The organism is Flectobacillus roseus (assembly GCF_030056595.1).
GTDB lineage: Bacteria > Bacteroidota > Bacteroidia > Cytophagales > Spirosomataceae > Flectobacillus > Flectobacillus roseus.
Map to the genome: position 1 here is coordinate 98,806 of NZ_JASHIF010000008.1, position 17,997 is coordinate 116,802.

The 17,997-nt window shown below is 37.1% G+C and carries 12 protein-coding genes; 3 read left to right on the forward strand and 9 right to left on the reverse strand.

Going from position 1 to position 17,997, the window contains the following annotated elements:
• Positions 1–318: 318 nt before the first annotated feature.
• From QM524_RS09425 to QM524_RS09435, 3 genes are all read right to left on the reverse strand, one after another.
• Positions 319–3,117, reverse strand: coding sequence for a TonB-dependent receptor (locus tag QM524_RS09425; protein ID WP_283344374.1), 2,799 nt, complete (start codon positions 3,115–3,117; stop codon positions 319–321).
• A gap of 1,303 nt (positions 3,118–4,420) precedes the next feature.
• Positions 4,421–5,710 carry an MFS transporter gene (locus QM524_RS09430; RefSeq protein ID WP_283344375.1) on the reverse strand — a complete coding sequence of 430 codons (1,290 nt, stop codon included), beginning with the start codon at positions 5,708–5,710 and terminating at the stop codon, positions 4,421–4,423.
• A 95-nt stretch (positions 5,711–5,805) separates the two neighbouring features.
• Positions 5,806–6,924, reverse strand: coding sequence for an alpha-amylase family glycosyl hydrolase (locus QM524_RS09435; protein WP_283344376.1), 1,119 nt, complete (start codon positions 6,922–6,924; stop codon positions 5,806–5,808).
• Between the two features lie 239 nt (positions 6,925–7,163).
• On the opposite strand from QM524_RS09435, the gene QM524_RS09440 reads away from it, so the two are divergent.
• Positions 7,164–7,880, forward strand: a complete 717-nt coding sequence (locus QM524_RS09440; protein ID WP_095164170.1) for an SDR family oxidoreductase — start codon at positions 7,164–7,166, stop codon at positions 7,878–7,880.
• Positions 7,881–8,163: 283 nt separating this feature from the next.
• Here QM524_RS09440 and QM524_RS09445 read toward each other — a convergent pair whose 3' ends face one another.
• From QM524_RS09445 to QM524_RS09470, 6 genes are all read right to left on the reverse strand, one after another.
• Positions 8,164–9,000: a flavin reductase family protein gene (locus QM524_RS09445; protein ID WP_283344377.1), complete on the reverse strand. Its 837-nt coding sequence runs from the start codon at positions 8,998–9,000 to the stop codon at positions 8,164–8,166.
• Between the two features lie 108 nt (positions 9,001–9,108).
• Entirely contained in the window at positions 9,109–10,377 is a 1,269-nt protein-coding gene (gene fahA / locus QM524_RS09450) for a fumarylacetoacetase (protein WP_283344378.1), read from the reverse strand.
• A gap of 224 nt (positions 10,378–10,601) precedes the next feature.
• The gene (locus QM524_RS09455) at positions 10,602–11,048 is read right to left on the reverse strand and encodes a MarR family winged helix-turn-helix transcriptional regulator (RefSeq protein ID WP_283344379.1); all 447 of its coding nucleotides are present in this window, start codon (positions 11,046–11,048) and stop codon (positions 10,602–10,604) included.
• Positions 11,049–11,189: 141 nt separating this feature from the next.
• Positions 11,190–12,320, reverse strand: a complete 1,131-nt coding sequence (gene hppD, locus QM524_RS09460) for a 4-hydroxyphenylpyruvate dioxygenase (protein WP_283344380.1) — start codon at positions 12,318–12,320, stop codon at positions 11,190–11,192.
• The gene (locus QM524_RS09465) at positions 12,307–13,191 is read right to left on the reverse strand and encodes a phenylalanine 4-monooxygenase (protein ID WP_283344381.1); all 885 of its coding nucleotides are present in this window, start codon (positions 13,189–13,191) and stop codon (positions 12,307–12,309) included. Before QM524_RS09465 ends, hppD begins: the two co-directional genes overlap by 14 nt.
• Positions 13,154–14,314: a homogentisate 1,2-dioxygenase gene (locus QM524_RS09470; protein ID WP_283344382.1), complete on the reverse strand. Its 1,161-nt coding sequence runs from the start codon at positions 14,312–14,314 to the stop codon at positions 13,154–13,156. The genes QM524_RS09465 and QM524_RS09470 overlap by 38 nt, the downstream gene beginning before the upstream one ends.
• A 338-nt stretch (positions 14,315–14,652) precedes the next feature.
• On the opposite strand from QM524_RS09470, the gene QM524_RS09475 reads away from it, so the two are divergent.
• A complete protein-coding gene (locus QM524_RS09475; protein WP_283344383.1) occupies positions 14,653–16,140 on the forward strand; it encodes a PhoX family protein in 1,488 nt (495 codons plus the stop codon).
• Between the two features lie 95 nt (positions 16,141–16,235).
• On the forward strand, positions 16,236–17,984 hold the full coding sequence (locus QM524_RS09480) for a cytochrome-c peroxidase (RefSeq protein ID WP_283344384.1): 1,749 nt from the start codon (positions 16,236–16,238) through the stop codon (positions 17,982–17,984).
• Positions 17,985–17,997: the final 13 nt, after the last annotated feature.

Consider the following 17,997-nt stretch of genomic DNA (forward strand, 5'->3'; position numbering starts at 1 on the left):
GCTTTGGGCTTTGGGCTTTGGGCTTTGGGCTTAAGAAATTTTGGATTCTTTGATTTTCTACTCAAAATCTCAACAAATTTTAGCATTTCAAAAAGCCGAATTGGAGAACTAAGATGTTGCTATAAATTTTACTAAAAAGGCGATCGAAATTAGTTTTTCGACCGCCTTTTTTGATACTTCTATGCTATCTCTGACTCTGCTTGAGACGCAAACATTGCATCTCAAGCAGTGAAATTTATTAAAAAATAATCACCCATTCACTCAAGCACTAAATCACTCAATAAGTTTCCTGCGCCTATTCCCTCACAAACTTACTTCCTAGCTATTCCCTTTGAAATTACGAATATTGTAAGTGAAAGTAAGCATAAAATACTGGGTCAAAACATTCGAGCGAACGTCTGCAATATAAGTATCTGTTACAGTACGAGTAATGCTATTGTTACGCTTCAACACATCAAATACTGTAATTTTTGCTTCTGCACGTTGACTCTTCAAGAACTTCTTACCTGCAGACATATTCCATAAAATAAACTGCTGATTAAACGAATCAGATAAACCATTATATCTGTAGTAGCTCAAATCTGTTTGGAATACAAAGCCTTTACCAAAGATTAAATTCAAACGGCCTGTAGCATTATGAACATAATATTTGGTATTCAACTGTGGCTGTAAAGTATTATCTACTTGATTGTAACCTAAATTATAAGTCAAGTTAAAGTCGACATTGGTACTAATATTACTCGCAAAGGTAATACCTTGGTTGAAATTATACTGGTTACTGTTGTTCAACTGGTTGTTGATTTTACCTGGCAGTTTCGAGTAGTTGTAGCTAGACGTCAAGTTGACATTGGTTTTGATAAATGACAAAGGGAAACCAATAACCATAAACGAACGCATATTCAATGAATTGTCAAAGTTGATAGGTCGAGTCAACTGAGCCCCTTTTCTCAAGGTTACACCCCTGTCAATAACCATGTCTTGTTGAGCAATAATTACCTCATTTCCAATCGGATTTTTTGTGTATCCAAAGTTACCCAATACCATAAATGTCAATGCCTTTGCTGGAATATTAAAGGTATAGCGAGCATTCAGATTATGACTATACTCTTGTGCCAAATTTGGGTTACCACTTGTCAAGAATAAAGGATTGGTATTGTCCAACACATTTTGCAACTGCGTGATGCTTGGTGCATTAGTAGAGGTACGATAGTTGAAACGAATACGGCTATCCTGTGTAAATCGATAATCCCACTGCAAATAAGGCAAGACATTCTGGAAACTTGTTTCTACTTGTGTGGTTCTAGGGAACAACTGCTGTCCCGAAAGCTCAGCTGATTGATAATTAGCCCCTAAGTTTAAATTACCATTTTTCATTCTCAAGTTATAACCTAAACCAGCACGATGCGTAAGATAGTCATTATCAAATTTGTTTGACAATAGGGAATCTAACACCGAATATTCGTTAGATGTCGGATTAAATTTGTTTGTTACCTTATCGCTCTTATTGTTGTTGAACGACACGTTATAAGTACCTTGCAACAATCCCTTACCGATTGGTTCTGTGTAAACTAAGTTAGCCGACAAAGTATAGCCTTTAGTATCTGTTACTGAAATTTGCTTTGTAGCCGAACTTGTATTGCTGGTATAATATTGGTTGTTCGATACCAAGTTGCTATTGGCATTTCTATCATTGAGGGCGGTACTCAAATTCAAAGAAACTGAACGCCCACGTTTGGCAAAACTATGACGATACAAGATATCATTGTTGAAAGTATATCCTGTACGTTTAGCAGTAGTGTTATTAGAGGTCTGATTCAGTTTCTGATTATTTGCATCCGTCGTCAAACCATCAACTATACTGGTTGAATTGTTATTCTGGAGATTTAACCTTGGGGTAAAAATGATGGTATTCTTCGGGTCAATCGTATATTCCAAACGAAGATTCAAGCGATGGTTGTAATTGTTGCTTGAGCTATTCGATTGTTCGTCATAATACTGATTGGCAGCCTGACTCAAGAAATAAGTACGATAAGTTGACTGAGTATTACTATTGTTGCTATTATTGAAGAAATAACTTCCTTTTATAGCTAGCTTTTTCCCCCAGTTATCGGTATAGTTTACACCAAATGAATTGGTCGTATTGATACCCGTTTGTTGTCCAACCAAAAAATTATCCGCAGAACTGCCAAAGTTACCGCCACCGCCACGGTTTCCACCACCGCCGCCACGGTTTCCACCGCCACCACCGCCGCTGCTACTAATTCCTAGCAGGTCTTGACTTGAAAAATTTTGCTGGTTGATATTATTACTCATCCCAACGATAGACCATCTTTTTTCACCATTAAACAAGTTGATATTTCCACCAACTGTGTAGTTATCATTCGTTCCTAATCCAGCATATACTTTACCAAACTGACCATTACGTCTATTCGGATTTGTTACGATATTGATTGTTTTAGAGGTATTGCCATCATTAAAACCTGTCAATTGAGATTGGTCACTCAAACGATCCATGATTTCGATTTTGTCAATTAACTCTGCTGGCAAGTTTTTCAAAGCAATGTTTGGGTCATCACCAAAAAATGGTTTTCCGTCTACTAGCACCTGAGCTACGTTCTCGCCCTGTGCTTTAATTTGACCATTTTCAACCGTAATCCCTGGTAACTTTTTCACCAATTCATCTGCATTAGCATCTGGCGCTGTTTTGAAGGCATTAGCGTTGTACTGCAAAGTATCGCCTTTTTGAACCATGGTAGCAGCTTTTCCTTTTACAACAACTTCATTGAGTTCGTTGGTACTTTCTTGTAAAACGATATCTCCAAGGTTATTAAATTCCTTAGAAATGGTCACGCTTTTGGTTAATTCTTTATAACCGACAATAGTTGCTTTAAGTTGGTATGTGGTATTTAAAGGAATGCGGTTGATTATAAATCGACCATTCACATCGGAAGGGCCAAAATGCTTATCTTTCGCATCATTGGGGTTCGTCAACACTACGTTTACGCCAATGAGGGCTTCGCCTTTGGCATCCACAAATTTTCCAGTAAGACGACTCGTTTGTGCCCAAGCTCCAAAACTAATCAAAATTAGTAGAGCGGTTCGGAAATAGGTTTTCATAAATTTATTTTAGATAAAGATGAAATTATATCTTTTCGGATTTTTGATGCTTAGACTATCCTAGAAGTGCTTTTGTTTAGTGCAAGAAATACGAAGAAGGCTATTTAATGGGTCGTTATAGACCAATGGAATTTATGCATAGACCAATCTTTTTTTTGTGTAGATAGAATGTAGTTCAAAATTTTTGTAGGATTGGCTCAAAACTTTAAAAACCTAAAAAACCAATAGAATTTAGACCATAAAACCCGCCTATTTAAACAACATAATTTACAAAGTATCAAACAAATAACATAACTAATTGTTCACTAGGCTGATCTTTAGTTATTACAAGAATTAAGTAAATAAATGTGGTTTTTGATTTTAAAATTTACGCTGTCAAACAGGTAATGTATCAATAATTGAAAAAATGATAAAAATCATTTTTGTACTTTATCAATGTATTTTATAATTCAGAACTCTTGGACGACTACTTATTATTGTGTAATTATCCTTCCAAATACCCCAATTATTACTGTAATTCTTCGTTAATATCTAATAATCTTCCTAAAGCAGTCCTTTGTAAACTAATCCAGCTGTTTCCATTCGCTCATTTCTGAATAAAAATCCATTCTAAAACATAGGATTTAATCGTTTTTTTTTACAATTTGACCATCAGAAAATGCTTTATTGAATTGATACCCTCATTATCTACAAAAAAACTGTCCTCAAATCAATTATTTACCGCCTTTTAGAGGTGCAGTCCAGTTTAAAATAACTTTCTTGCTATACATCGTGAATTATGAAACCAAGAATAACCTTGTCGGCTTGGTTCTATATTTAACACACAATATTATATTTAAGTGGTATGTTTGAAGAATCTATTAATCCTTTAATCCTAATCGTGATTTTGTACTTAGTTGTACAGTTAGCGATTTTAGTCTACTTCTTTTTTAGGAAATCAAGTAGTAGAAAATGTCCTAGTTGTGGAAACCCTTATGGTACCCGTACCAAAAGAGGCGTATTTTTGAAGGTGTTCTTGTTTTTTATACCTAATCTCAAGTATTATACTTGTTTGAATTGTGGAACCAAATATTTCTCTACATCAATTGAGAAAAAAGAGATATTGACTGATAAACTATAAGTCAGTCATTGTATGTACCTTTTTGAAGAAACTGGCGGATAGGATATCTTAACTAAATATCGTTCTTCAATTTGTTTTACTTTAATTCCATTTGTGGATATTAAAGGTCAGCTTGCAATAAAGTCTTTTCCATAAAAAATGCCGTTAGTGTAGTTTCTAACGGCATTTTTTATGAGCATAGCGCTAATAAATCGTTTTCGAAGGAATCCTCTTAATCAAAATATAGCCAATCAAAAATATCACCGACAGCACCAATACACTTATACGCATACTGCCTGTGAGTTGGTTGACTAACCCAAACATAAACGTTCCTATCACCGTTGAAAGTCGATCGCACACATCATAAAAACTAAAATAGGATGCTGTGTCGTGGGTATTCTCAGGAATCAACTTGGCATAAGTAGAGCGTGATAAGGACTGTATCCCTCCCATCACAAAACCAATACCTGTTGCCAATAAGAAAAATTGATTTTTGGTATAAACAAAATATGCTGCAATACAAATCACAATCCAAATCACTACAATCCAAGAAATAGAGGCTGTATTACCGATTTTTTTAGAGATTTTGGCAAACAAATACGCCCCAGGAATGGCTACCAACTGAATCAACAAAATGGTGATAATTAAGGCATCGTCGGGCAAATGTAATTCTTCGCTCCCAAACAAGGCACCCAAATACATAACTGTTTGTGCTGCCATATTATAAAAGAAGAAAGCTAACAAGAATTTCTTGGTAAACTCCAAACCTTGTAATTCATGAAATACTTTCTTTAGCTCTCTAAAACCATTAAAAATCCAGCCGCCTTCTTTCTTCTTTTCCTTTTTGGTTTCTGGCAAAATAGAAAAAGGGATTTGCGCAAATATAATCCACCAAATGCCGACCGATAAAAACGAAATACGAGAAGCTTGTCCACTTGTGATACCTCCATACCATTCTGGTTTTAGTACCATAGTGAGGTTTTGTAACAATAATATCACACTCCCGATATATCCTAAACTAAATCCTTTGGCACTTAAGTTATCGAACCGATCTTCGGTAGCAATTTCGGGCAAATAGGAATTATAAAATACAATACTTCCGCCCCAGCCAACAATTGAAAACAAAAAGGCAAACGTTCCCAAATAGTAGCGTCCTTCTTCAAAGAAATACAACAACATACAACTTAGCGAGCCTAAGTAGCAATAAAGTTTCAAAAAGGCCTTTTTCTTTCCTGTAAAATCCGAAATAGCAGAAGTAAAAGGCACCGAAAATGCCAATAATAAAAAGCCAATCGACACCGCATAAGAATACACAACAGTATTTTCGAGTTGCAAGCCCAAAAAGTCTAGCTTGGTACTTTTGCTAGGCATCATTACGGCTGCTGCAGGAAAATAAATAGGAAAAATCGCAGAGGTAATTGTCAATGAATGTACCGAGTTTGCCCAGTCATACATTGCCCAAGCATTCAATACTTTAGGATTATTTTTTTGCATAAAAAGAGAGATAAGTTAATGAATTTGATGCGAGCAGCCTTGGGCTGTCAGCTTTTGGGATATAAAAAACAATGCCAAAAGCTGATAATTTATGGCTAATTGGCATATTCATATATCCTACACTCATAAGGTTGTAACTCAAATGTATGGCTTTCGTATTGCGATTCATTTGGATAATTACTGAGAAGTAAATTTAGAACAGAAGCCTTACATTTTACTGAAAAACTTTGTGTTTTATTTGTCCAGTTATTGAGCACAAGATACGTAAAATCCTTTCCAATTCTCTTATACGCAAAAATCTTATTACAATTTGGTCGTAAATCGTTATAATCTCCGTATACCAAATCAGGGTGTTCTTTTCGGATATGGATTAATGATTTATAAAAACTCAAAATCGAATCTGTATTATTTTCTTGTGAGGTTACATTGATACGGGTATTACTAGGATTAATTTTTAGCCAAGTAGAGGTACTTTCTGTAAATCCTGCCATTTCGGTATTATCCCAGGGCATGGGCGTACGAGCATGATCCACCGAGATTTGATTACAAACTCTCAAAAAAGCCTGCTCATCTATTCCGATTTTTTTGATGACAGACTCATATACCTCGCCTACTTTTTCATCTCTGAATTCTTTGATAGCATTAAAAATACAGTTACTCATCCCAAGCTCATCGCCTTGATAAATAAGCGGAGTACCTTTTAAGGTAAGCAAAATCATCCCAAGCATTTTGGCCGATTCATTTTCAAATTTGGAAGTATTCCCAAATCTTGATAATACCCTTGGAGTGTCATGATCGCCCCAATACACACAATTCCAATCATCTTTGGCTTGTTCTCTTTTACGAAAAATACGTTTTAATTCCGACAGTTTTAGCGCTGGAGGAGGATTTAGGAAATTAGAACTTTCGCGTAAAATCAAATGATCGGTCTGAAAACTAATGGGCAAGTCTGCTCGTGACGCAATCACCTTTAGTCCACGACTATTGGCCTCCTTCACGAGTTGCTCAAAAGCACTATCTTGCTGAGAAAATTGTGACAAAAACGGACGAAAACAAATAGCATCGATACCTAGAGATTGGAGATAATCTAATTTTGAGATAATTCCCTGCCAATCGCCAATGCCATCTTTATCTGAATCTTTAAAACTTTGGGGATAAATTTGATATAAAACTGCTTCTTTCCACCACTCGCTCCCTGAATTAATACTGCTCATGTTTTTATAAATACTTAAAATTTTATGTGGCGAAATTAGCTAAAATAGAATATTTTGTGGTTGTTTTTATCTGTAAGGCAATATTTTGTATCCCAACGGCAAAATATATTTTAGGCGATTTTCTGCAGATATTTCCATTAAATTTGAATACTGTACACAAGCTTAGAAATATCAATATTTTGCGGAATAAGCTCTACATTTACAGAAAAGTCATTTTTATAAACAATTTAGAAAACTTTATGTCATTACAACATCAAACAATCCTGATCACGGGCGCTAGCCGTGGCATAGGTAAAGCTTTAGCAATCACTTTAGCTAAAGATGGTGCAAATCTTAGTTTAGTTGCACGCAACGAGCAAGAATTATTAGCTGTAAAACAAGAAGCAGAATCTTTGGGTGCTCAAGTGGCAGTTTTCGCTGGCAGTGTTGCTGACGAAGATTTTGTAAAAAATGTAGTAGCCGAAACAGCAGAAAAGTTCGGTAAAATTGATGCTTTGGTCAATAATGCAGGCTTTGGGGTATTCAAACAAGCAACCGAAATAAGTACTTCAGAATGGGATAATATATTTGAAACAAACGTCAAAGGGACTTTCTTATTTTGCCGTGAAGCTGTGCCTCTGATGAAAAGTGCAGGTAAAGGACATATCATCAATATCGCTTCGGATGTTGCCAAACGAGTGTTTGATGGAGGTTCGTTGTATTGTGCTTCAAAATACGCTCAAGATGCTTTTTCGATGGCCTTGAGAAAAGAAGTAAGAAAAGATAAAATCAAAGTTTCAGTGGTGTATTCAGGAGTGGTTGACACACATTTTCATAAAAGAGAAGAAGGAGATCCATATCAAGCCAAATATCTTTCGTCAAAAGATATGGCAAATTCGATCTATTTTATTCTTTCAGCACCCGAACATGTGGTAATTGATGAGCTAATGATTCACCCAATTTCTCAGGAATATTAAGCAATAGTGTAGAATGATGAATTCTGTATTAGGAGTGTACGAAGGATTTTAAAACTATTTATTTTGGATATCGGATGTTGGATTTCGGAAGTGTAAACCTCCATAATTTGTAAAAAAAAAGGTATTTTTCTTTATTTCCGAAATCAGAAATCCAAAATCCGCAATAGTTAGAATTCCTTCTTACAGTTCTGATTCTGAATTGTAAATGTAAGATATTGATAATTAAAATTTTACATTTACAATTCAGCACTAACACTTAATAACCGCCTAAAGCAGGTATTTTTTATTTTAATCCCAAAATCACAGCCCAAGCTTCTTGGATTTTATTTTGGTCGAGGAGCGTCTTCGCTAAAGTCAAACTAGGTTTTTCTTCAAGATTTAAAAGATAGTTTTTACTATCCTCTTCGGAAGGAAGGTTACTTTCATTCCCTAATTTACCGAAATCATTGCCATCAAATATCGTTGACTGTTTGACAAATTCAGGAATACTATCTACGCCTACACCCAAATGTACATTTGGTTTGGGTACTTCAAACATTGCTTCAGGAGTAATACGTGCGTACCAATCTGCACCCATACGGGCAACCCAATCAGTTTTAAGCTGGTCGATTTTCCCATGTTCATCCAATAAATTTTCTGCAATATGTGCCATCACAATTTCACAAATAGCAATATTAGACGTCCCATAAGATTTTATTTCTAAGACCTTACATTCAAACTGCACTGGCGCTTCTTTGACTCTTGGAGGCTTTACCAAAACAGATGCTTGTTCTGTAAAACCAGCCTTTATAAACTCGTTGGTTCCTTTGGGAAACTCGCAACTCGACAAAGACATCTGTTGCACCATGGCATAATCCACCAAGTTGATGACAACTTCGGGAAAAGCCTCAATATTTTCGGTAGTATTCTTCTTCGAATTATCACGACCTCTATTATTGGGAGAAAAAACCAATAGCGGAGGGTCAATACCAACAATATTGAAAAAACTAAAAGGGCTTAAATTTACCTTTCCATCGGCATCGACCGTAGAAGCAAATGCAATTGGTCTAGGGGCAATGGATGTGGTCATATACGAGTAAAATACTCGCGCCGCCATATCTTTAGGGTTGAGAGATAACATAAGTATAAATGCTGAATTTTGAGTCGTGAATTATGAATATTTTTGAATCTATCAGGCTTTAAACCAATATTTTCTATTGAAAGAACAGTAATGGCGATGTCAAAAGTTTTATTTAGCGGGTAAAATTTTGTTGTGCAAATTTCCAAAGCCGACCCTAATTCCATTTTTCTCAGCCCAGCCTTTCATCACTACCGAATCGAAATCCTGCAAAAATATGCGGCTGTCACCATTGGCTAATGTCAAGGCTTTTTTACCATTTTCAGTAATTTCTAGCAAACAACCATAACTTCCCAATTCTGAGCCAGAGATAGTACCCGACGCCAGCAAGTCTCCCGTATTGAGATTACAGCCGTTAACAGTATGATGCGCTATTTGCTGAGCTACATTCCAATACATATGCCTAAAATTGGTTTGCGTAACAACAGTAGGTTCAGCATCTTCTGGTTGTATCTCAACAGACAGGTGTATATCAAAATTTCGTTCACCACTAGTCTTTAAATAATCTAAAACCTTTGGGTCTTGAACAGGACTTTCAACTCTAAAATATTGTAATGCTTCAAACGTAACTACCCAAGGAGAAATAGCCGAAAAGAAGTTTTTACCTAAAAATGGGCCTAGAGGTTGGTACTCCCAACGTTGTATATCTCGGGCAGACCAATCATTAAATAGTACAAAGCCGAATATATGTTCTTCAGCCTTTTCTGTTGTAATTCTTTCTCCTAGCTCTGATGGTTTTCCGATAATGGTTGCCATTTCCAACTCAAAATCAAGCGCCTGTGTAGGACTAAATTTGGGAATAGGATTATCTGGCGTGCTGAGTTCTTTATCAATTATTTGACCGCAAGGACGATAAAAATCCACACCCGACAACTGAATCGAAGAAGCTCGTCCATGATAACCTACAGGCAGATGTCTCCAATTAGGGAATAATGCTTTGTCTGGATCCCTGAATAATTTCCCAGCATTTTGGGCATGTTCCAAACTCGAGTAAAAATCGGTATAATCACCAATCAGAAAAGGAAAGTGCATCGTAGCATCCACTTGCAAAGTTAACCCCTCCTCCTCTATCGCCTCTCTTTCGGTAGTAGCTTGTGATAACAAAAACTGTAACCTTCCGCGAAGTTCTCTTACAGCCTCATTGCCCAAAGCCATAAACGAATTTAGGACAGGCTCTTGAAGAATTTCTAGGTCAAAACCCAAGCCATCCAAAGCACCTTCAGATACCAAAAAATGAAGGTCGAGGATATATTCTCCTACAGCCACACCAATTCTAGGAAAAGGCTTATTTTCGGTTGAAAAGACCCCAAATGGTAAATTATGAATACTAAAATCTGAATCGGCAGGTATATCTAGCCAAGTTGGAATGGTTTGCATCATTAGTTTGGATGAAATTAAGGGGTCAGTAAAATAGGAAAAGGCAGTTTGACGTTTGTGTGCAATTACCAGAAGGAAATCACGCACAAACATAACTACCTGAAAATCAAAAGAATTGAAGACATTTACAAATCTTATGAACAGAACATTTTACTTAAACCACAAACCACCATGAAAAGAAGAGTTTACTGATAACGATTGAGTTTGTAGGAGATGTTTCTCTATAATTAACCAGTTATATTGTTATAAATAGAATCAAGAATACGAACAAAAGTTTGGTAGTCATTTTCTGACAAATCACCCCAACCCTTGCGTCTTACTTCGGCCACGATTGGAAAAGCGTCATGAAATTTCTTCTCTCCATCAGCAGTCAAAGTAATGTTGAATCGACGACGGTCATTTTCGGCCATAGCACGCTCGGCAAGCCCCTTTTTTACCAGTAGATCAATAATTCTGGTAACGGTGGGCGCATCTTTTACCGTCATTTCGGCTAGTTCGTTTTGGCTAATGCCATTCTTTTGACTTCTATAAATGTGGTCTAACAAAACCCATTGGTCAACCGTAATATCAAGCTGGGCATCGTCTAGTTTTTTCTGGAGACTCTGCCGTATTTTTTTCATGGTGGTATCTATTTTGAAGAAATACGCACGTGAGTCGCTTGGATTGGTAGTCATATCAGAAAAAGGTATATATGATTATTGCGATAGTTTGTTATGGCTAAAGTTGTATTTGTTAAAACAACTGTTAGTGTTCAAATATAATAGAAAATCTCAATAACCTACCAACGCTTTTCTAATAAACCACCAATCTATTGATTAAAGGGTACCTCTCAATGCTTGTTCTCTTTCAATTGCCTCAAAAAGTGCTTTAAAATTTCCCTTTCCGAAGGATTTGGCACCTTTTCTTTGGATAATTTCAAAAAACACCGTAGGTCTTGAAACTACAGGTTTGGTAAAAATTTGCAATAAATAGCCTTCTTCATCCCTATCTACTAAGATATTAAGGGCACGAAGTGACTCAATTTCTTCATCTATTTGCCCAACTCTTTCAAGTAAAGAATCGTAGTAATTTGAAGGTACTTGCAAAAATTCTACGCCTCTTGCCATCATTCCTTGTACCGTTTCGAGAATATTGTCGGTCGCCACAGCGATGTGTTGCACGCCAGAACCTCCGTAAAAATCAAGGTATTCTTCTACTTGTGATTTTTTCTTTCCTTCGGCAGGTTCATTTATCGGAAATTTGATTCTACCGTTTCCGTTTGACATTACCTTGCTCATCAGCGCCGTATATTCTGTCGAAATATCTTTATCGTCAAACGAAACCATCTGGGTAAAGCCCATTACTTTTTCGTAAAAAGTAGTCCATGTGTTCATCTCGTTCCAACCCACATTGCCAACCATGTGATCCACATATTTCAAACCTAATTCTGATGGTTGATAGCTCGGGTTCCAAGCAACGAAGTTTGGTAAGAAAATACCTTGGTATGCTTTGCGCTCTACAAAAACATGAATGGTATCTCCATAAGTTTTGATAGCAGAACGAACCACAGAACCACTTTTGTCAGACTCTTCAGTAGGTTCAAAAACGGGTACTGCTCCGCGCTTCGTTGTTTCTTCAAAGGCACTTTTGGCATCGTCTACCCACAATGCAACGGCTTTGACTCCATCGCCATGCAAATCGATATGACGACCAATTTCAGTATTAGCTACCAAAGGAGTCGTAAGCACCAAACGAATTTTATCTTGTATCAATACATAGCTTTCACGGTCTTTCAAACCAGTGCTCAAACCTGCATACGCCAATGGTTGAAAACCAAAAGCAGTTTGAAAATAATGCGCCGATTGGCGAGCATTACCCACATACATTTCGATGTAATCTGTGCCATTAAGTGGCAAAAAGTCGGTATTTGCCATGGCTGGCACGAGGGTATTTTCAGATACTAGCATAATGTTGTCCGATTTCTGAGTCGTGAAAAGTAAAAGTATTTTTCTTATGTTTTAGATTCATTCGTTTCTCTAATTCTTGCTCAATCATAGGAATAGAGTGGAATAAATCTTCGTAGGAATCAATCACAAAGTATTGGGCTTGATAATGGTCTTTGATATAAGGAGTATCAAAAATTTTGACAATATCATAGGGAATTCGCTCCACAGTATCGGCTTTCAATGAATACACGCTTTCGCCAGAAGATGATAAAATTCCTGCTCCATAAATCTTCAGTTCTCCATCTTCTCTAATCAAACCGAACTCAATGGTATACCAATACAATCGAGCGATGTATTCGATTGCCTCCTGATCATCTACAAATCGCAAGGCAATACGTGCTAATTCTTCCAAAAAGTGACAAATGGAAGGATTTGAAAGTAGAGGCACATGACCAAAAATATCATGAAACATATCTGGTTCTTCCAAATAGTCGAGTTGCTCACGTTTTCGAAGCCAAGTAGAAGCACAAAAGTTTTTGGCCTGCATTAACTCAAAAAACGGTCGATTTGCAATCAGCCCTGGCACCACATGAATCTGCCAACCCGTATATCCTCTAAGCAATACATTGGTTTCGGCATAGTTGGGGATTTTTTCGGGCGAAAACTGCACACGTTCTAAGCCCGCAAGATATTCTTTACTTGCCACCTTTGGCAGTTGTGCCATTTGTCGCTCAAAAAGAATTTTCCAAACTTCTCTATCATCCGATGTGTAGGAATCATAGTCTTGCGACATTGAAAAAGGTTTAAAATCGTATTCCATTTTCTTTATGAGTTGTGAGTTGTGAGCTACATTATTATTTTTCAAGCCATGATTGGTAGTATTTTCCATCATCAATTTTCATGGCGGCCTCCGTCAGCATCAACGGTCTAAAAGTATCTACCATCACAGCCAATTCATGAGTTTCGGTTTTACCAATACTGCGTTCCATTGCTCCTGGATGTGGTCCGTGTGGGATACCCCCAGGGTGCAGTGAGATATGTCCTTGAGCAATATCATTTCGACTCATAAAATCACCATCTACATAATACAAAACTTCGTCAGAGTCGATATTGGAATGATTATAAGGTGCTGGAATACCCTTTGGATGATAGTCGTATAACCTTGGACAAAACGAGCAAACCACAAAAGCATCGGTATGGAAGGTTTGATGCACTGGCGGTGGTTGGTGAATACGCCCTGTAATCGGTTCGAAATTGTGAATCGAAAATCCCCATGGATAGTTATAACCATCCCAACCTGTTACATCAAAGGGGTGAGCAGCATATACCACCGAATGCAGTGTTTGTTGCTTTTTGATTTTTATCAAAAAATCACCCGTTTCAACGTGTGTTTCGAGCTGTTGAGGCAACTTGTAATCCCTTTCGCAAAAAGGTGAGTGCTCCATCATTTGCCCAAAATGATTGCGATATCTTTTTGGGGTATAAATTGGATGGAATGATTCCACAAAAAACAGACGGTTATCTGCTGTGTCAAAATCAATTTGGTAAATCATCCCTCTTGGAATCACGAGATAATCGCCATACTCAAAAGGGATATTTCCCATCATGGTACGCAAAGTCCCCGTTCCTTTATGAATAAATAAAAGTTCGTCTGCGTCTGCATTTTTATAATAGTAAGTGCGAAGTGATTGCTGTGGAGCCGCCACACCAATGTGCAAGTCATTGTTAACCATCAAAGTAACTCGACTGTCCAAGAAATCTTGTGCAGGCGCAACATTGAATCCGATTAGTTTGCGAGAAGCAATGTTTTTATCAACCGAAATTTTAGGAGCTGTTGAAATACTCTCGAGAATCTCCTTTACCTGCGTCGGTCGGTGGTGATGATACAACAATGAAGACATTCCATCGAAACCAATCGTTCCGAATAATTCTTCGTAAAACAAACCTCCAGTAGGTTTCTCAAACTGAATATGTCTTTTGGAGGGAATATTCCCCAAACGATGATATATTGGCATGGCTATTATTGTTTTTACTAATATTTGTCATAACAAATATTAGTATGCAATTTTAAAATTTATATTGATTAATTCCAAGAAAAAATTGATTAAAAATTATTTAAAAAGCTAAAATTGCATGATGGAAGGATAGTGAAAGTATGTTTAAGAAGTTTTTTGATATCTCCGAAATCAGCAATCCTAAATCTGAAATAACTATAAACAATCATGTAGGCCCCAATAGATTTACATTCCCTTAATATTTCTCTAAACTTTGGGCTAAAGTGTAGACCTACCTTTGCTAGCGAAATTCAAAATGAAGGTTGGAAACCCAACCACATACAAGCATTTAATAATTTATGAAAAAACTATTATCTATCTCTCTAGCATCGTCATTGGCGTTGGCTGTTTTAACTTCGTGTCAAAAAGATGAAAATGGTGTTCCAAGTACGCCTGTTGTCATCAAAGACTATTCTGTAAACCCATCATTGGTAACAACACTTTCTGGTTTTGATGCTGTTAAAATCAATACCCTTATTAGCTCAGACGACAAACTGACAGACTCTCCAAATTTTGTGTTTGGTGCACAACCAGACGGTGCAGGCTTGATGAAAAATCCATCTGGCGAAGGTTTTATTTTGATTAACAACCATGAAATTATTCGCTCGGTTTCAAGAGTTTATCTAGACAAAACCTTAAAACCAACCAAAGGTGAATACATTCTTGATGGTGACGGAGGAACATGGCGTTTGTGTTCAGCAACATTAGCTACACCAGAAATTCATGGTTTTGGACCAATGTTTTTGACAGCTGGCGAAAGCGGTGCCGAATCTTTAGTACATGGAATTAGTCCTCTTGCTGATATTTCAGGTAAAAAAGATGCTTCGAGAGTGTTGCCAGCTTTGGGTAAAGCTAGTATGGAAAATGCCGTACCACTTCCCAAAGAAGCTTTTGCGGGCAAAACTGTTATTATTATCGGAGAAGATGATACCAATGGTCAGTTGATAGCCTATGTTTCTAATACGGTTGGAGATTTGACAAATGGTAAATTATATTTCTTGAAAAGAACCAACAATGACCCTATCGAGACCAATATTGCTGTTGGACAGAAATATGATGTAGAATTTGTAGAAATTGAAAATGCTAAAAGCTTGACAGGTGCTCAGATCGCTGCACTTTCAGTTACTAAAAATGCCATTCAATTTGCTCGTGTAGAGGATGTTGACTATGGAAAAGGTTCTGCTTCAAAAAATCGTGATATTTACTTTACTGCGACTGGTGTAAGCCAAAGTGACAAGAAAACTCCTGTAGCTGGCAAAACCATGTGGGGACGTGTGTACCACTTAGCACTTGATGCTAGCAATCCATTAAAAGGAACATTGGAAGCGTTGGTAGACGGCGTTGTTGACCCAGGTAACAGCATTGTAAACCCTGACAACCTTTGTGTAACTGAAAACTATGTTTACATTCAGGAAGATGGTGACTCATTCTATGCTGACAATAAGCATGATGGTCGTGTGTGGCAATACAATATCGCTACGAAGGCATTGAAACCAATGATTGAAATGAACCACCGTCGTACAGACGCCACTTTCAATGCAAAATATAACCCAATCAGCGTGAACACTCTGAGCTCTTGGGAATACGGTGCTATGCACGATATTTCTGACCTTGTAGGTATTCCTGGCACATTTTTATTGAACATTCACCCACATACTTGGCGTGATATGAAATACAGTAATGCTGATGGTAGTAACTCAACTGTTGCAAAAAGTATTACAGATAGTAGCACAGGATCATACGCGGAAGGCGGACAAGTTGTAATTTTGTCTGGCGTACCAAGATAAACGAAAATCCTAGATCAATCATAAATAAAATCTCTCGTTAGTCATATTGCCCTTGGTTATTTTAATCAGGGGCAATTTTTATTCTCAATAGTATTATGAAAAAATATACGTTACTTTTCTTTATTTCCTTGCTATGGTCTTGTAAACCAGAAGATCCAACCATTGCTTTCAAGAAACAAATGGCAGTTGATTTGGGTATTTTGAATGAGAAAGTATCAAAACTACAGCAAACGGTAGTTACCAAACAACCACAAGATTCTATACAAAACGCCTTTCTTCAAGCTAGAATAGCCTATAAAAAAATTGAATTTATTACCGAATACTTCATGCCTTCTGCCACGAGATTGGTCAATGGCGCACCCTTGAATGAGATTGAAATAGAAGAAAATATGATTAATGAGCCTGGTGGTTTTCAGGTGATTGAAGAATATGTTTTCCCGAAAATCGATACCGCTAATCATCAAGAACTAATTCATCAAATCAACAAACTTCAAACAGAACTTAAAAGATACCAAACCTTACAGGATTTAGAATACTTGCCAAGCCAATGTTTAGATGCGGCACGACTTGAGCTATTTAGAATAAGTTCATTAGGATTAAGCGGATTTGATACGCCTCTTTCGCAAAACAAAATTGCCGAAAGTAAAGCTGCCTTAGCTCATTTGCCTAAATACTTAGATATTTTTGGAGAAGTGGATAAGGATTTAGCACAAACATTTTCTGAAAGCATTCAATTTTTAGAAACGCAAAAAAGCGAAAGTTTCGATGCCATGACGTGCATCAAACAGTATATCCAACCGCTGACTAAAAGTCTGGTCAATTGGCAAAAGCTCCAAGAAATAGCACCAATGAAGGATACACGTATTCTTTCTGTCGAAGCAAGCTCATATTTTGACACTAATGCTTTTAGTGGCGATTTTTATACGCATAATGCCGAATCCTATTCCAATCCAGCCAAAAGTGAATTGGGACAAATGCTATTTTTCGACCCTGTTCTTTCTAATGGAAATGGCATCAGTTGTGGTACTTGCCATCAACCTGATAAAGCTTTTACTGATGGACTCAAAAAAGCCAAAGGTATTTCAGGAAAACAAGTGCAACGCAATACCCCTACCCTCATGTACGCGGGCTTACAAAGCAAGCAATTTTATGATTTGAGTGTCAGTAGCCTAGAAGAACAAGCAGAAAAAGTAGTGCATAATCCTTTAGAAATGAAAGGGAATTTGGAAAAAGCCTTGTCTCTCATCGAAAAGGATGAAAAATATAAGCAGGCTATTCAAAAAGCTTTTCCAAAAGTAAGTAAACTAGAGACTAGACATTTGAGAAATGCCATAGCGTCTTACGTTCGCTCGCTATCTCCTTTCAATAGTCGTTTTGACCAATATATGAAGGGAAAAGGCATTTTGGATGAAACGGAAAAAGTAGGTTTCAATTTGTTTATGGGAAAAGCCAAATGCGGTACTTGTCACTTTTTCCCATTATTTAACGGAACTGTTCCTCCTGATTTTCAGAAAACAGAATCAGAAGTTTTGGGTGTTTTTGACCAACCTCGGAGCAAAACAATAGATAAAGATTTAGGACGTGGCACGTACAATCCACAAATTGCTGATTGGCATTTTGCTTTCAAAACACCCACCATTCGCAATATTGAAAAAACAGCACCTTACATGCACAACGGCGCCTATCAAGATTTGAATTCCGTCATTGACTTTTATGATCATGGCGGTGCATTGGGTTTGGGTATAAAGCTAGAAAATCAAACCCTTTCAGATGAACAACTCAAATTGAGCAAAGCCGAAAAAACAGCCTTGATTGCTTTCCTCAAAACGCTCACAGATCGATAGGAGTTGTGAATGA

Bases quoted from the DNA above. Each gene is read 5' to 3' on its own strand.
- QM524_RS09440 (WP_095164170.1), top strand. From the start codon at position 7,164: ATGTCATTACAACATCAAACAATCCTGATCACGGGCGCTAGCCGTGGC.
- QM524_RS09465 (WP_283344381.1), bottom strand. From the start codon at position 13,191: ATGATGGAAAATACTACCAATCATGGCTTGAAAAATAATAATGTAGCT.
- QM524_RS09425 (WP_283344374.1), bottom strand. From the start codon at position 3,117: ATGAAAACCTATTTCCGAACCGCTCTACTAATTTTGATTAGTTTTGGA.
- QM524_RS09480 (WP_283344384.1), top strand. From the start codon at position 16,236: ATGAAAAAATATACGTTACTTTTCTTTATTTCCTTGCTATGGTCTTGT.
- QM524_RS09435 (WP_283344376.1), bottom strand. From the start codon at position 6,924: ATGAGCAGTATTAATTCAGGGAGCGAGTGGTGGAAAGAAGCAGTTTTA.
- QM524_RS09445 (WP_283344377.1), bottom strand. From the start codon at position 9,000: ATGTTATCTCTCAACCCTAAAGATATGGCGGCGCGAGTATTTTACTCG.
- QM524_RS09455 (WP_283344379.1), bottom strand. From the start codon at position 11,048: ATGACTACCAATCCAAGCGACTCACGTGCGTATTTCTTCAAAATAGAT.
- QM524_RS09470 (WP_283344382.1), bottom strand. From the start codon at position 14,314: ATGCCAATATATCATCGTTTGGGGAATATTCCCTCCAAAAGACATATT.
- QM524_RS09475 (WP_283344383.1), top strand. From the start codon at position 14,653: ATGAAAAAACTATTATCTATCTCTCTAGCATCGTCATTGGCGTTGGCT.
- QM524_RS09430 (WP_283344375.1), bottom strand. From the start codon at position 5,710: ATGCAAAAAAATAATCCTAAAGTATTGAATGCTTGGGCAATGTATGAC.
- fahA (WP_283344378.1), bottom strand. From the start codon at position 10,377: ATGATGCAAACCATTCCAACTTGGCTAGATATACCTGCCGATTCAGAT.
- hppD (WP_283344380.1), bottom strand. From the start codon at position 12,320: ATGCTAGTATCTGAAAATACCCTCGTGCCAGCCATGGCAAATACCGAC.